At 72.8% G+C, this 14,644-nt stretch carries 9 protein-coding genes; 6 read left to right on the top strand and 3 right to left on the bottom strand.

Annotated features, from left to right (window positions below):
- Window positions 1-59: 59 nt before the first annotated feature.
- The gene (locus HYQ63_RS02370) at window positions 60-1,160 is read right to left on the bottom strand and encodes an alpha/beta hydrolase-fold protein (protein ID WP_179932264.1); all 1,101 of its coding nucleotides are present in this window, start codon (window positions 1,158-1,160) and stop codon (window positions 60-62) included.
- A gap of 98 nt (window positions 1,161-1,258) precedes the next feature.
- Between HYQ63_RS02370 and HYQ63_RS02365 the strand changes: the two genes are divergently transcribed.
- Together HYQ63_RS02365 and HYQ63_RS02360 are read left to right on the top strand one after the other, a co-directional pair.
- Window positions 1,259-2,836 carry an amidohydrolase gene (locus tag HYQ63_RS02365; protein ID WP_179932263.1) on the top strand — a complete coding sequence of 526 codons (1,578 nt, stop codon included), beginning with the start codon at window positions 1,259-1,261 and terminating at the stop codon, window positions 2,834-2,836.
- The gene (locus HYQ63_RS02360; protein ID WP_179932262.1) at window positions 2,833-3,339 is read left to right on the top strand and encodes a GNAT family N-acetyltransferase; all 507 of its coding nucleotides are present in this window, start codon (window positions 2,833-2,835) and stop codon (window positions 3,337-3,339) included. The genes HYQ63_RS02365 and HYQ63_RS02360 overlap by 4 nt, the downstream gene beginning before the upstream one ends.
- A gap of 11 nt (window positions 3,340-3,350) precedes the next feature.
- Here the strand turns inward: HYQ63_RS02360 and argB are convergent, their stop codons facing one another.
- Complete coding sequence (gene argB, locus HYQ63_RS02355; RefSeq protein WP_257231546.1) at window positions 3,351-4,262, bottom strand: acetylglutamate kinase; 912 nt, start codon at window positions 4,260-4,262, stop codon at window positions 3,351-3,353.
- A 109-nt stretch (window positions 4,263-4,371) separates the two neighbouring features.
- Here argB and HYQ63_RS02350 point away from each other — a divergent pair, with 109 nt between their 5' ends.
- From HYQ63_RS02350 to HYQ63_RS02340, 3 genes are all read left to right on the top strand, one after another.
- Window positions 4,372-5,235, top strand: coding sequence for a DUF4132 domain-containing protein (locus HYQ63_RS02350; protein ID WP_257231545.1), 864 nt, complete (start codon window positions 4,372-4,374; stop codon window positions 5,233-5,235).
- Window positions 5,232-8,879 carry a hypothetical protein gene (locus HYQ63_RS02345; protein ID WP_179932261.1) on the top strand — a complete coding sequence of 1,216 codons (3,648 nt, stop codon included), beginning with the start codon at window positions 5,232-5,234 and terminating at the stop codon, window positions 8,877-8,879. Before HYQ63_RS02350 ends, HYQ63_RS02345 begins: the two co-directional genes overlap by 4 nt.
- Window positions 8,880-9,175: 296 nt before the next feature.
- Entirely contained in the window at window positions 9,176-10,585 is a 1,410-nt protein-coding gene (locus HYQ63_RS02340) for an amino acid permease (protein WP_218929639.1), read from the top strand.
- A gap of 21 nt (window positions 10,586-10,606) precedes the next feature.
- On the opposite strand, the gene HYQ63_RS02335 is transcribed toward HYQ63_RS02340, so the two are convergent.
- Window positions 10,607-11,527 (bottom strand): LysR family transcriptional regulator, encoded by a 921-nt coding sequence (locus HYQ63_RS02335; protein WP_179932259.1) that lies wholly within the window; start codon window positions 11,525-11,527, stop codon window positions 10,607-10,609.
- 198 nt (window positions 11,528-11,725) lie between these two features.
- On the opposite strand from HYQ63_RS02335, the gene HYQ63_RS02330 reads away from it, so the two are divergent.
- Window positions 11,726-14,638, top strand: coding sequence for an FAD-binding and (Fe-S)-binding domain-containing protein (locus HYQ63_RS02330; RefSeq protein ID WP_179932258.1), 2,913 nt, complete (start codon window positions 11,726-11,728; stop codon window positions 14,636-14,638).
- Window positions 14,639-14,644 lie beyond the last annotated feature (6 nt).

The following is a 14,644-nucleotide window of genomic DNA, read 5'->3' as shown; positions in this document are numbered from 1 at the left end:
CGGCCCAACGAGGTGACGTCGGCCCAACGAGGTGAACCCGGCCCAACGAGGTGACCCCGCTAGCCCAGCGCCCAGGCGACGTCCCTGAGCAGGGCCTGCCGCCAGCCCGCCCGGTCGTGGCCGGACGCCGACCGCGAGACCCGTACGGTCGCGCCGCTGCGTTCGGCCAGGGTCTCGGTGAGCTCGCAGTGGGGGAGCATCGCGGTCTCGTGTTCCCCCACGTCGAACGCGACGCGCAGACCGGACAGGTCGGGGCGCTCCCGCAGACGTGCGGCGAGGGTGCCGCCGACCGGGCCGCCCAAGGGGTCCGGCAGGTCCGCGGCGCCGGGCGTCCACCAGAACGACCCCGACTGGCAGGCGATGCGGGACACCAGGTCCGGGAACTCCAGCGCCGCGTACATCGCGCTCAGCCCGCCCAGGCTCTGCCCGGCGACCACCAGCCGGTCCGGGTCGGCGGGCACGCCGGACTCCGCCACCAGCGGCAGCAGTTCGTCCCGGATCGCCTCCCACAGCTCGGGCCGGCACGCGAACTCGGTCTCCCGGTCCGTGGCCGGGAGGAAGACGAGCGTGACGGCGGGCATCTCGCCACTGGCGTGGGCCGCGTCGAACGCCGTCATGGCCGGGTGCAGATACAGCCAGTCGTCCCCGTCGAGCAGCAGGACCACGGGCCCGCCGCCGCCCACCGGGTGGACGCGCACGGTGCGCCGCCCGCCGAGCCGTTCGCTGCTCCAGCGGATCCGGGTGCGCGGGAGGGGCAGGACGTCCGTGTCGCCGACGGCGGGCCAGTGCGGCTGGGCCGGGGCATCCGGGGTCGCGGCGATGGACCGGTCGCCACCGGCGCCGACCGGGTTGAACGGATCGGCGTGCGCCGCGTCGTCCACGAGGAACTGGTACGTCACCCGCAGCCGCGCGGGCATGCGCACCTCGGCGTACCAGCAGTCGGTGTCGCCCCACCGGCGCAGGGGCACCGGCTCCGACCAGCTCTCGAAGCCGAGGGCCGCCGGGGACCCGCGCCACAGGAACAGGGTCACCCAGCCGCCGCCGTCGGCGGGTAAGGACGCGGGTGTCCCCGCCGCCGCCCAGAACTCGTCGGTGCCGGGCGTGCCGGGCAGTCCGAACTCGACGAAGGCGTTCTCCCTGCCGGACGTGCCCAGGCGCATGAACGTCTCCTTGTGAGAGGGAAGGGACACAGATAAGCTCCTGTCAATTAGGCGAGCCTAACCTAAGTTTGGCGTTCACATCAGGAGAACCCTGACCGATGCTCTGCACCAGACTGACGAACGCACGGTTCCTCACCATGGACCCCGACCATCCCGTCGCCCACGACCTGGGCGTGTGGCGGGGCCGGATCGTGGGCCTGGACGAGGCCGTGACCTCCCTCCCCGCCCGCGAGGTGATCGACCTTCAGGGCGCCACCGTACTGCCCGGATTCATCGACGCCCATGTGCACCTGGCCTGGACCGGCTTCAAGCAGAACACTCCGAGCATCGCGGGGTGCGTACGGGTCGACCAAGTGCTCGCCATCGTGGAGGAGACCGTCACCCGGCAGGGCCCGCCCGGCGCCTGGGTGAGCATCGCCGGTTACGACCAGCGGGCCCTGGGTCGCCATCTGACCGCCGCCGAACTGGACCGGGTCAGCCACGGGCGCAAGGTGTTCATGCTGCACGACTCCGGCCATGGCTGCGTCGTCAACTCCGCGGTCCTGGAGCTGCTCCCGGCCGATCTTCCGCACGAGAACGGCTTCCTGGCCGAGGGCGCCATGGGGGCCGCCCGCGCGCTGCGCCTGCCGCACTCCCAGGCGGACCTGGCCGAGGCGATCGGGCGCGCCGCCCGGACCTGTCTGGCCGAGGGCGTCACCACCTGCGCCGAGGCGGGCATCGGCGGCACCCTCTTCGGCCACAGCCCGGTCGAACTGGGCGCCTATCAACTCGCCCGCGAAGAGGGCCTGTTGCCGCTGCGGGTCCAGCTCATGGTCTCCGCCGACCGGCTGCGTACGGTCGCCGCGCACGACGCCGACGGCATTCCCCGATCCCTCGACCTCGGCCTGCGCACCGGTTTCGGCGACGACCGGCTCTCCGTGGGCGCGCTGAAGATCTTCACCGACGGCGGGATGATGGCCCGCACCGCCGCGCTCAGCAGCCCGTACGAGGGGCTGGACCACGCGGGTGAGGTGCAGGACGACCCGGAGGTGCTCGCGGACACCATCGTGGACGGCCATCTGGCCGGGTGGCAGCTCGCCGTCCACGCGATCGGCGACCGCGCGGCCGACATCGCCCTGGACGCCCTGGAGCGGGCCCAGCGCCTCCGCCCCCGCCCCGGCGCCCGCCACCGCATCGAGCACGCCGGTTTGATCCGCCCCGATCAGCTCCCGCGCTTCGCGCGGCTCGGCGTCAGCGCCGTCGTCCAGCCCAACTTCCTGCGCTCCTTCGGCGACGACTACGCGGCGATCATGGGCGAGGAGCGGGCGCCCTGGCTCTATCGCGGCAGGGCGTTCCTGGACCACGGCATTCCCCTCGTCGGCAGCTCCGACCGCCCCGTCACGGACGGATCTCCGCTGAGGGCCATCCAGTTCATGGTCGAGCGCGCCTCCGGCTCCGGCCGGGTGATCGGCCCGGACGAGGGCATCACCGTCGACGAGGCCCTGCACGCCTACACGGTCGCGGGCGCGTTCGCCTGCCACCTGGAGGACAGCGTCGGAAGCCTCACCCCGGGCAAGCGCGCCGACCTGGTCGTGCTCGGCGACGACCCCCGGCGGGTCGGCGCTTCGCGCATCGGGGCCATCGAGGTGGTGGCGACGTACGTCGACGGCCACGCGACCGGGAAGTCGGCGTCGTGAGCGGTACGTCGGCGCTTGTCGTGCGCCGTGCGCCGACGTCCCCCGTACGCACCGCCCGCCAGGAGGACGCCGCCGAACTCGCCGCGCTCTCCCGGCCCTTCGTGCGCTCGGGCGCGCTGCGGGAGCGGCCCGTCTCGCTCTACGCCGCCCACGCGGCCGACTTCCTCGTGACGGAGGCCCCCGACGGCACCGTCGAGGGCTGCGTGGGCCTGCGCGTGCACTCCGCCGCGCCGGGGGAGGGCCGCGGATCCGCGGGCGTCGTGTACAACTTCTGCGTGGCCGGGCGGAGGCAGGGGAGCGGCGTGGGAGCCGGGCTCCTGCGCGGGGTGCTGGCCAAGGCGCGCGCCCAGTCGCTCGATGCCCTGTTCACGGCGACGACCGGCGGTGGCGGTCTGTTCCTCCGGTACGGATTCGTCCCCTCGGCCGTACGCCTGGCGCCTCCGTCCTGGGTGGAGTCGCTGGATCCCCGGCGCAATGCGCGGATCCTCGCGCGGAGCCTGTGACGGGGGCGGCGTCAGCGGCGGGGTGCCACAGGGCTGTTGTCCGGCACGACGGTGGTGCCGTGGCCGGTCTCGCCGAGGGCGCCGCGCAGCACCGCGTGCGGCACGCGGCCGTCGAGCACGTGTGCCCCGCGTACGCCACCCCGGACGGCCCGCAGGCAGCCCTCCATCTTCGGCAGCATCCCGCTCGCCAGCCCCGGCAGCAGCTCGTCCAGCGCGTCGGCCGTCAGGCGCTTGATCACCTCGGTGCTGTGCGGCCAGTTCGCGTAGAGGCCCGCCACATCGGTGAGCATCACCAGCCGCTCGGCGCCGAGGGCCACGGCCAGGGCGGACGCGGCGAGGTCGGCGTTGACGTTGTAGACCTGCCCGTCCGCGCCGCGCGCCACGGGGGAGACCACCGGGATGTGCCCGCGCTCCAGGAGCGTGCGCACCATGCCCGGGTTCACGTCCACGACGTCGCCGACGAGGCCGATGTCCACCGGCCGCCCGTCCACCCAGGCGGGCCGCCGCACGGCGGTCATCGTGTGCGCGTCCTCGCCCGTCATCCCCACGGCGAAGGGGCCATGGGCGTTGATGTGGCCGACCAGCTCCCGCTGGACCCGGCCGGTGAGCACCATGCGCACCACTTCCATGGTCTCCGCCGTGGTCACCCGCAGGCCCGCCTCGAAACGGGTCTCCAGGCCGAGCCGGTCGAGCATCGCGCTGATCTGCGGCCCGCCGCCGTGGACGACGACCGGACGCAGACCCGCGTGCCACAGCTCCACGACATCGGCGGCGAAGGTGCGGTGCAGTCCGGCATCCACCATGGCGTGGCCGCCGAACTTGACGACGATGGTGCTGCCCCGCGGTCCCTCCGCCGGGAGAGGTAACCCGGTGGGCGGATCCGCCGGGTCCGCGTCCCTGCACTCGCTGACGACCGGTCTCATGTGTGCTCCCGCACCGCTCGAACCGCCAAGATTTTCTTAGCTTAGCCTAACCTCAGTGAGGCAAGGGTTCTCGGGCCGATTGTCGGTGGGTGCTGTCATAGTCGGCGGCATGATGACTCCGCTCGCGTGGGTGCCCGCGATCCACGGCCATGAACTGGCCCTGGACGGGACGAACCTGAGATGCCGTAAGACCAATGGTCAGGTCCTGAAATCCATCCCCGGTGCCGTACGGAGAAGCCCGGTCGGCGAGCAATTCGCGGCGCTCCAGGAACAGTTGGCCCGGCACGAGAAGGAGTGCCGCGCCACCGTGGAGTCATGGCTGCTGTGCGGGATACCGGTCCCCGCCGGGCTGCTCGCCCGGGTGTGGCCGGATCCCGGCTGGCGGACCCGATTGCGGTATCTGGTGGTGCGTGTCGATGGGCGGACCGGACTGCTGGAGAAGGTGTCCGCGGAGGGGCGGGTGTGCGTGCGGGAGGAGGACGGCGCGCCGTACGAGCCGCCGACCGGGTCGCCCGTGACGCTGGTGCATCCCGTCCTGCTGGACGATCTCCAGCCGTGGCGGCGGCTGTTGGAGGAGCGGGGGGTCACCCAGGGGATCGAGCAGTTGGACCGTAGGATTCACCGCTCCCGGGAGGGGAGCGATCCCGGGGCCACCGGCATCGACGTGTGCGGGGAGGAACACGCCGAGCTGTTCGGATTCGCGCGGTCGCGCGCCGCCGAGCACGGCTTCGATGTGCGGGGCGGATTCGCCGTGCTGAGGATCACCGAGCGCGGTGTCACGGTGGAGGCCCGCTGTTGGCTGGGGAGCGACGAGCCCGGCTCGTCCCCGGAGACCGGGCGGCTGGTGTGGGTCGACGAGGCGGAGCGGCCGGTCCCGCTCGGCGAGGTGGGGCCGGTGGCCTGGTCCGAAGGACGCCGGATGGCGGAGCTGATGTACGGGGGAACCGAACCACGGGGGTCCGAAGACCGATGACGCACGACCTGCACACGGACACCACCCAGTCAACGCTGGCGGCGGGGCTGGCCCCGCCCGGCACCCCGGGCGGGGAGGAGGTCACCGCCCGCACCTACGGCCATCCGCTGCTGGGCGCGCGGCCCGTGGTCCGGCTGACGGGACAGACGGTCGCGCCCGTCGAGGACCGGCTCCTGGCCGACCTCGGGTACGCCGCGCCGGACGTGGGGGAACCCGTGGCGGCGGGGCAGGACCTGGCCCTCCGCTACCCGGCCTGGGCGCTGGTCCACGACCCTGCCCACACCGGGACCGCGCTGTCCGCGGGCGTCGAGATGGCGCGGGCCGGGCGGCTGGTCGACCCTCGGCCGGGCCCCGCGCTGGAGGAGTTCCAGCGCATCGCGGCGACACTTCCCGATGACCATCTGCCGGTGTTCTGGGAAGAGGTCGGCCGGATGTTCATCGCCGCCGGGCGGGACAAGCAGGGCGCGCTGATGTTCGGCCGGGCGCGGGCCGCCGACCGGCACGCCACCCTGGGCATGGATCCGGCCCGACGGCGCGCGGTGTTCCTGGAGTTCGCGCTGGCCGGAGCCCTGTCGGCCAAGGACATCACGGCGTACGTCGGCGAGCTGTCCGGGCGGCCCGATCCCGTGGCGGCGTACCGCGATCTGCGGGAGCTGGCCCTGCGGCGGACGACGGGCGGGCTCGCCCCATGGCCCGCAATGCTCAAGGACATCGGCAAGCTCGCCAAGGCCGCGGGGCTGGACGTCGTCACCGAGCACCGGCTGCTGCTGGAGGGCCTGGTGGACACCCCGGCCCTGTGGCGGGCGGCGGACGGCTTCTGGACGGCGCAGCGCAAGCTGCTGGTGCCCGCGGTCGCCGCCTCCGCGGCGCTGAAGAAGCGGCTGCTGTGGCGGCTGACCGAGGTGCCGCCCTCGGAGATGGATGCCTGGTGGTGCGGCCTGCTCCAGGAGGCCGGGGCCCTCGACCAGCTCTCCGGGGACGCGGGGGAGTGGCTGTCCGCGGTGCTCGGCCGGTACGGCAGGGCCTCGTCCCCCGCCGTACCCGAGGAGGTGCTGCGGCTGCTGGCCCTGCTGGCGGACCGTATCCGGGAAGCGCGGACACCGGTGCGATTCGGCTCCGGCGCGCCCGAGGACCGGTGCGGCATCGACGCCGTCGCGCTGGTCCGCTGCCTGGACGCGGGGATCCCGGTGGCCGACCCCGGCCCGAAGGTGTGGCTCAGGAACTGGCAGGGGTCTCCCGATGCCGATCTGCGGGCGCTGCTCGATGACGAGCGGTTCGGGCCGGTGCTGCTCCGCTCCGTTCCTCGGGGCGGGGACGACTTCCGCGGGCTGTGGAGGGCGAGCTCCCTCCGGCCCGGCCTCCGCGGGATCATCGACGGCAACGTCCGGCGCGTACGGTCGGGCGCCCTGGCGGACGCCGTCCTCGCGCTCCGCTGGCTGGAGGACAACCTGCGAGCGGACTCGCTGAAGGAGACGCCCGACCTGGCTGCCCGGATGGCGGACCTCGACATGGTGACGCCGCTGACCCGCACCCTGCGCGCGGGCATCCTGGACGAGCTGGGCTGGGCCGCCCTGGACGAGGCCGCCGCCGAGATGAAGGGCAAGAACTTCTGGGGCCGGGCCAGTTGGCCCGTCCTGACCGTCCACGACCGCCGGAAGGCCATCGCGATAGGGCCCGGCGGCCGCATCGCGGAGCACCGGCTGCGGGTGCCGGACGAAGCCGCCCGCTTCGACCACACACCCCAGGTCCACTTCTCCGACGGACAGTTCCTCGTCCTCCACTACGTCAACGGCAAGCAGCGGCACTACTGGTCGGACGCGCCGGACGAGACCTTCGCCGTACGGCCCCGGATGTGGCAGTCGCTCCACTACGAGAGGGATCGGCACGGATACACGTTCATGGCGCCGAACGGCCGCCGGTTCATGGGCCACCGGGTCCTCGGCCCGCGCGAGGAGCGGGTCGGCCCGAACGGCCACATGTTCCATGACGGCCGGGACTTCTGGTGGCACACCGGCGACGGCGGGGAAGCGCAGGCACACCGAGTCGACCTGACGACCGGGGAGCTCGCCGAAGCCGGGCTGCCGGAGTTCTTCGGCCCGTCCCTGCTCGCCGCGGACGAACGATGGGACATCGAGTCCTCGTCCCTGGCGCCGCTGCCCTACGGCGTCAAGGACTCACCGCTCGGCAGCGACGGCACGCGGGTGGGCCTGCGGGTCGCCCGCGACAGCACGACCGGAGAGGTCCGCTATCACCGGATCGACGGCGTCCACGGCACGCTCGACGGGGCCGGGCCCACCGCCATCTGGGGTCTGCTCGACATACCGGGCTCCGAGAAGCGGCTGGTGCTCAGCGGCGGTGTCGGCAAGTACCGCCCGGTGGTGGCCCGCGACGCCGACACGGGTGAGTGCTACTGGCAGGCCGAGCTGAAGAACGACGGCTGGGTCGACAGCGAGCCCGACCCGGTGGCCGCCGGGACCCGGCTCATACCGCCGCCCGCCTTCTGGCACTTCCTCACGCCGCGCGACCCCGCCGGATCCCAGGCCCTGCGGCAGATCACCGAGGACACCGTGCGGCGCCTGCTGAAGGCCGCGGCCACCTCCGAGGAGGCGCTGCGGACCGCCGTCGGACGGCTGCTGCCCGAGGTGAGCCATCCGCTGCTCGTCCGCGGCGTCGTCGGATGCGTCCGGGAAGCCGCCGGGCTGAGGACCCACCGGGACCGGATCCTGACCCGGCTGAAGCGGGCCCGCCGGGCACGACTGAAGGTGTCGGAGGAGGACCTGGGCGGGGCGCTGGAGGGGCTGGTCGGCAAGTGCAGCAGCGGCTACCGCGGCACGGTGGCGCAGATCGAGCTGACCTCGGCGTTCTTCTCCGGTGCCATCGACGCGGACACCGCGATGGAACGCTGGCTGGACCACGGCAGCGCCTTCGACTGGACCGGGCTTCCGGGGCGCGTCGGGGGCCTCGCGGTCCGTGCGGTCAGCGCCGTCACCCCTGACACCCACCGCCGGGCGCTGTCCCGGCTGCTGAGGTTCTGGGCCCTGACACCGCTGGCCGAACCGGGACTGCGGCGAGGACTGCTGGACAGCGAGCAGCGGGCCGCGCTGTCCGACGAGAACGGCGCACTGATGCCGTTGAGCATCACCATGCTCAACAGCGAGTGGGGTCGTTCCCATGCCGGTGACACCTGGGACATCGCGGCGTTTCTGCAACGGGGGACCGTGCCCCGCCCCGCAGGTGTCCTGGACATCCAGGAGGTGCCCGAGGGCCGGGCCACGCCCGAGCGGCTGCACCGGATCGTGGACGAGCTGGAACGCGTCGGACCGGTCCCCTTCGACCCCGCCGCGGCCGCCCGGCTCGCCGAAGCCACCGGTCTCGACCGCGCCGCGGCGGCCCTGCTGATGGCGGGCCTGCCGCACATCAAGGACGACGGGCACAATTTCCTGCCGCCACAGACCCGTAAGGCCCTGGGCCTGAAGGTGGCGGAGGCCAAGGCCGCCCGCGACACGCTCCGCCGCCTGCCGGAGGCCACCCGCCTGGAGCTGTACGACGCCGTCCTGCCCGACGACCCGGCCGGGCTGTGGGACCAGACCGTGATGGCGGAGCGGCTGGCGCGGGCATGGAAGGAGGCGGCTGCTCGGCCCTGACCCGTGGCTCGGCGTGGGCGCGGGGCGGTCGGCCCCCGCGCCTGCGCCAGCTTTGCTTGGTCTCAGGCCCTTAAGTTGTTGCGCTGAAGTGTCTTTTGCCCACCGCGAGCCGTGGGCGATGGTTTCGGGCCAGTGGTGATCCCGCCACGACGGCGGCCTCCGGGCCGCCGCCGGCCGACAGGGAGAGAGCGATGTCCACGAATCACCCGAAATCCACCGTTCCCCCGTTGCTGGGCAGAGGGCCCCAGGGAGTCTTCCGGCGCACCCTCCCCTCCGAGCAGCCCGCCGGTGAGCGCATGGTGCGCACGCTCGGCCTCACCCAGCTCACCATGATCGGCATCGGTGCCATCATCGGGGCCGGAATCTTCTCCTTGGCCGCGGCCGTGGCCAAGGATGTCGCCGGTCCGGCCGTGCTGATCTCGTTCCTGGTGGCCGGTGCGGCCTCCCTGTGTGCCGCCTTCGCCTACGCGGAGTTCGCAGGGATGGTCCCGAAGGCCGGATCGTCGTACACGTACTGCGCCGCCGTCCTCGGCGAGATCGTCGGCTGGATCGTCGGCTGGGACCTGCTGCTGGAGTACACCGCCATCGTCGCCGTCGTCGCGATCGGCATGTCGGGCTACATGGGCTTCCTGCTGGAGAACGTCGGCATCCACCTGCCCACCTGGGCGCTGGGAGCGCCCGGCACCGGCGACGGACACAGGATCGATCTGCTGGCGAGCATCATCTGCCTGGGCGTGGCCTGGCTGCTGACGCGTGGCACCCGTACCTCCGCACGCGTGGAGACGGTCCTGACCTTCGTCAAGATCGCCATCGTGCTCGTCGTGATCGTGGTCGGCTTCACCAAGGTCGACTCCGGCAATCTGACGCCCTTCGCCCCCTTCGGGCTCGACGGGGCGTTCACCGGAGCGGCGACCGTCTTCTTCGCCGTGTTCGGCTACGACGCCCTGAGCACGGCCGCGGAGGAGTCGGTGGAGGCCCGCAGCAAGCTCCCCAAGGCGATGATGCTCTCCCTGGCGATCTCGATGGGGCTGTACGTCCTGGTATGCATCGTGCTGACCGGCGTCCAGCACTACAGCGAGCTCGACCCGAACAGCGGCATCTCCAGCGCCTTCGCGAGCGTCGGGCTGAACGGGCTGGCCAATGTCATCGCCGTCGGCGCGGTGATCGGCATCGTCACCGTGACCTTCTCCTTCATGATGGGCGCGTCCCGCCTGTGGTACGCCCTGAGCCGGGACGGGCTGATGCCCACGTGGTTCGGCGCCATCCACCCGAAGCGCAAGGTTCCGCACCGCGCCACCTGGGTGATCGGCAGCGTGGCCGCCGTCCTGGCGGGCCTGCTGCCCATCAAGGCCGTCGCCGACCTCACCAACATCGGCGTGCTGCTGGCCTTCGTGGTGGTCTGTGCGGCCGTCCTGGTCCTGCGCTACACCAAGCCCCACCTCAAGCGGGGCTTCCGCTGCCCGGGCATGCCCTTCGTGCCGGTCCTCGGCATGGTGTTCTCCGTCTGGCTGATGTCGTTCCTGCACTGGGAGACCTGGCTCCGGATGGGCGCCTGGCTCGTCGCGGGCCTGCTCATCTACGCCCTGTACGGATACCGCCGCACCCGGAGCGTCATGCCGGGGGACTCGGTGGACCTCGATGCCCTCGACGCCATGGCCGACTCCGACCGGCCCGAGCCCGAGCCGGACCAGGTCCCGCCCCGGTAGCGGGGACTTTGCGGACACCCCCTACGGCGCGGGCTCCTCGACCGGGTGCAGATACGGCTCGTCGGCGGGCACCGCGCGCCGCAGGGTGTCGAGCACCGTGCCGAGCAGGGGATTGGTGTTCTCGGCGCGGTGCAGGGCCATCACCTGGCGGTGCGCGGACCGCTGGGCGACCCGGGTGGCCTGGATCGCCCCGCTGGGCGCGTGGCCGAGCGCCGGGACGACCGCCACTCCGAGCCCCGTGGACACCAACTCCCGTACGACGTCGTAGTTGTTGCTCCGGAACGCGACCTCCGCGTCGAAACCGGCGGCCGCGCAGAGCCGGACCAGCGAGCGGGCCCCGGCCGTGCCCTCCCCGCTGGTGATCCAGCGCGCCTCGGCCAGCTGGGGAAGGCTCGCCCCCAGCCTGCTGTCGGCGGCCCGCAGCAGGACTAGGTCCTCCCGCAGCAACGGGTGGCGGGTCAGCCCGTCGGGCCACTGCCGGGGGCTGAGCCCGTACTCGTAGACCAGGGCGATGTCCAGGTCGCCGCTGGTGAGCAAGGCGACGAGATCCTCCGGTTCGCCCTCCTCCAGCTGGATCCGCGCCCGGGGGTGGGTCTCGGCGAGCGCCGACAGCGCCGCGGGCACCAGCCGGACGCTGGCCGTCGGGAAGCTGCCCAGCCTCAGCCGCCCGGTGACCCCGGTGGCCAGCTCCCGCACCTGCTGGTCCAGATCGTCCAGGGCGGCCAGCGCCCGGCCGCTGAGGTCGACCAGCCGGTGGGCCGCGGCGGTCGGACGGATCCCGTGTGCCTCCCGCTCGAACAGGACCAGACCGGTCTCCTTCTCCAGGGTCGAGATCTGCTGCGAGATCGCGGAGGCGGTGTAGCCGAGGTCGCGGGCCGCGACGGCGAACGAGCCGCTGCCGACGACGGCCTTCAGCGTGAGGAGATGCAGGGGCTTCAACACGGCGGCTCCTCGGGGGCAGGGAGCGGGCGGGGGCGGAACGGGGCCACAGGAGCATAAGGATCGCTTGCCCTCCTCCGTCAAGACTATCGCCCTGCTGGGCCTTGTGGTGTGTCCGCGCCTGCCCACATCGTGGGGCGGCCGGGGCGGATACGACCGGTGAGTCCCAGGTGACCGGTGAGCACAGGAGGAGCGAGCGCGGTGAGCACGACAGCACCAGGCATCGGCGGCGTCGACCCGGCAGCGGTGACCGACGCCCTCGCCCGGGCGGACTGCGGCGAGGTGCACGGCGACGCGGGCCGCCGGGCGCAGTACGCGTCCGACGCCTCCAACTACCGGCAGGTCCCGCTGGCCGTGGTCGTCCCCCGGACACGGCAGCACGTCTTCGCCGCGCTCGCCACCTGCCGCCGCCTCGGCGTGCCCGTCACCGCCCGTGGCGCGGGCACCAGCACCTCCGGACAGGCCGTCGGCCCGGGCGTGGTGCTCGACTTCTCCCGCCACTTCAACCGGCTGCTCGACCTCGACCCGCAGGCGCGCACCGCGACCGTACAGCCGGGCATCGTCCTGGACGACCTCCAGACGGCCGCCGCCGGACACGACCTGCTGTTCGGCGCCGACCCCTCCACCCACAGCCGCTGCACCCTGGGCGGAATGATCGGCAACAACGCGTGCGGAACCCACTCCGTGGCCTGGGGCCGCACCGCCGACAACATCGTGGAACTCGAAGTCGTCACCTACCGCGGCACCGTGGTGCGCCTCGGAGAGATGACCGAGGACGAGATCGACGAGGCCATCGCCTCCGGCGGCGACCGCGGCCGGCTCATCGCCTCCCTGTACGACCTCGCCCGGAACAACCTGGCCGCGCTGCGCACCGAGTTGGGGCGGTTCCCGCGCCAGGTGTCGGGCTACGCGCTGGAGCACCTGCTGCCCGAACGCCGCTTCCACCTCGCCAGGGCGCTGGTCGGCAGCGAGGGCACCCTGGCGGTCGTCCTCTCGGCCACCGTCCGCCTCGTTCCGCGCCCGCCCGCACGAGCCCTGGTGGTTCTCGGCTACGAGGACGCCTGCGCGGCCGCCGACGCGGTGCCCGCCCTGCTGGACCACTCGTTGCTCGCGCTCGAAGGGCTCGACCAGGCGCTGACCGATGTCGTCACCCGGCCCGAGACCCGCGCGGCCATCGACACCCTGCCCGCCGCGAGGGCCTGGCTGTTCGCCGAACTCGGCGGCCCGGCCGGCGAACTCCCGCTACGCGCCCGGGCGCTCGTCACAGCGGCCCGGCAGACCACGGGACTCACCGGCAGCGAGATCATCACCGACCCCGTACGGGCCCGTCGGCTGTGGCGGATCCGCGAGGACGGGGCGGGTCTGGCGACCCGCCTGCCCGACGGGTCCGAAGCCTGGCCCGGATGGGAGGACGCGGCCGTACCGCCCGGCCAACTCGGCTCGTACCTACGCCAGTTCACCGCCCTGCTGGACCGGCACCGGCTGAGCGGCGCCGTGTACGGACACTTCGGCGAGGGCTGTCTGCATGTGCGCATCGACTTCGACTTCACCACCGAGCACGGCACGGCCGTCTTCCGCGCCTTCGTCATCGACGCGGCCAAGCTGGTCGTCGCGCACGGCGGCTCGCTGTCCGGCGAACACGGCGACGGCCAGGCCCGCTCCGAACTGCTGCCGCTCATGTACGGGCCCGGTGTCATCGCCCTGTTCGAGGAGTTCAAGCACATCTGGGACCCCGACAACGGCCTCAACCCCGGCATGATCGTGCGGCCGCTGCCCGTCGACGGCAATCTGCGGGTCACCCCGCACCGCACTCCGCTCCCGCTGACCACGGTCCTCCCCTTCCACGCCGACGACGGTGACTTCGCCAAGGCCACCCGCCGCTGCGTCGGCGTCGGCAAGTGCCGTACCGCCGCCCCTGGCAGCGGCGTCATGTGCCCCAGCTACCGGGTCACCCGGGACGAGAAGGACTCCACCCGGGGCCGCGCCCGGCTGCTGCACGAGATGACCCAAGGCGAGGTCATCACCGACGGCTGGCGCTCCCGCGAGGTCCGCGACGCGCTGGACCTGTGTCTGTCCTGCAAGGGATGCAGCACCGACTGCCCGGTCGGCGTCGACATGGCCACCTACAAGTCGGAGTTCCTGCACCATCACTACAAGCGGCGCATCCGGCCCGCCTCGCACTACACCATGGGCTGGCTGCCCCTGCTGTCCCGCCCGGCCGCCCGCATGCCGCGGCTGGTCAACGCGCTGACGTCGTCCCGGCTCGCGCCCCTGGTCAAACGGCTGGGCGGCATCGCCGCGGAACGGGAGATACCGCGCTTCGCGGACCAGACCTTCCTGTCCTGGTTCCGCGCCCGCACACCGGAAGGCGACGGGCACCGGGGGCTGGTGCTGCTGTGGGTCGACTCGTTCAACAACCACTTCACCCCCGATGTGCTCCGAGCCGGGGTGGCGGTACTGGAGAACGCCGGGTTCCGGGTCCGGGTTCCGGAGGGAACCCAGTGCTGCGGGCTGACCTGGATCACCACCGGACAGCTCGGCGTCGCCCGCCGCATCGCCCGGCGCACCACCGCCGCTCTCGCCCCCGCGGTCCGCGCGGGCATCCCGGTGGTCGGCCTGGAACCGAGCTGCACGGCGGCCCTCAAGAGCGACCTGCCCGAACTCCTCGACGGAGACGGCACCGGCGACGACGCCCGCGCCCTGGCCCGTGCCACCGTCACCCTCGCCGAACTCCTCGTCCACCACGCACCCGACTGGCAGCCCCCGGCCGTACCGGCCCGCTCCATCAGCCAGACCCACTGCCACCAGCACGCGACCTCGGGCTTCGGCGCCGACGGCACCCTGTTGCACCGTATGGGAGTCGACAACACCAGCCTTGCTTCCGGCTGCTGCGGCCTGGCCGGAAACTTCGGCTTCGAACGCGGCCACTACGACGTATCGGTGGCCGCGGGCGAGCAGGTCCTGCTGCCCGCCGTACGCGCGGCCGCGCCCGGCACCCACATCCTCGCCGACGGATTCAGCTGCCGTACGCAGATCGCCCAGCGCACCGAGCGCACCGGCACCCATCTCGCCCAGCTCATCGCCCGCGCCCTCCCGCCGGTCAGCGAACCGTGAGCCCGC

Origin of the sequence: Streptomyces sp. Rer75 (genome assembly GCF_013414305.1) — a bacterium.
GTDB lineage: Bacteria > Actinomycetota > Actinomycetes > Streptomycetales > Streptomycetaceae > Streptomyces > Streptomyces himastatinicus.
This window is presented reverse-complemented; position numbering and strand designations above follow the sequence as displayed.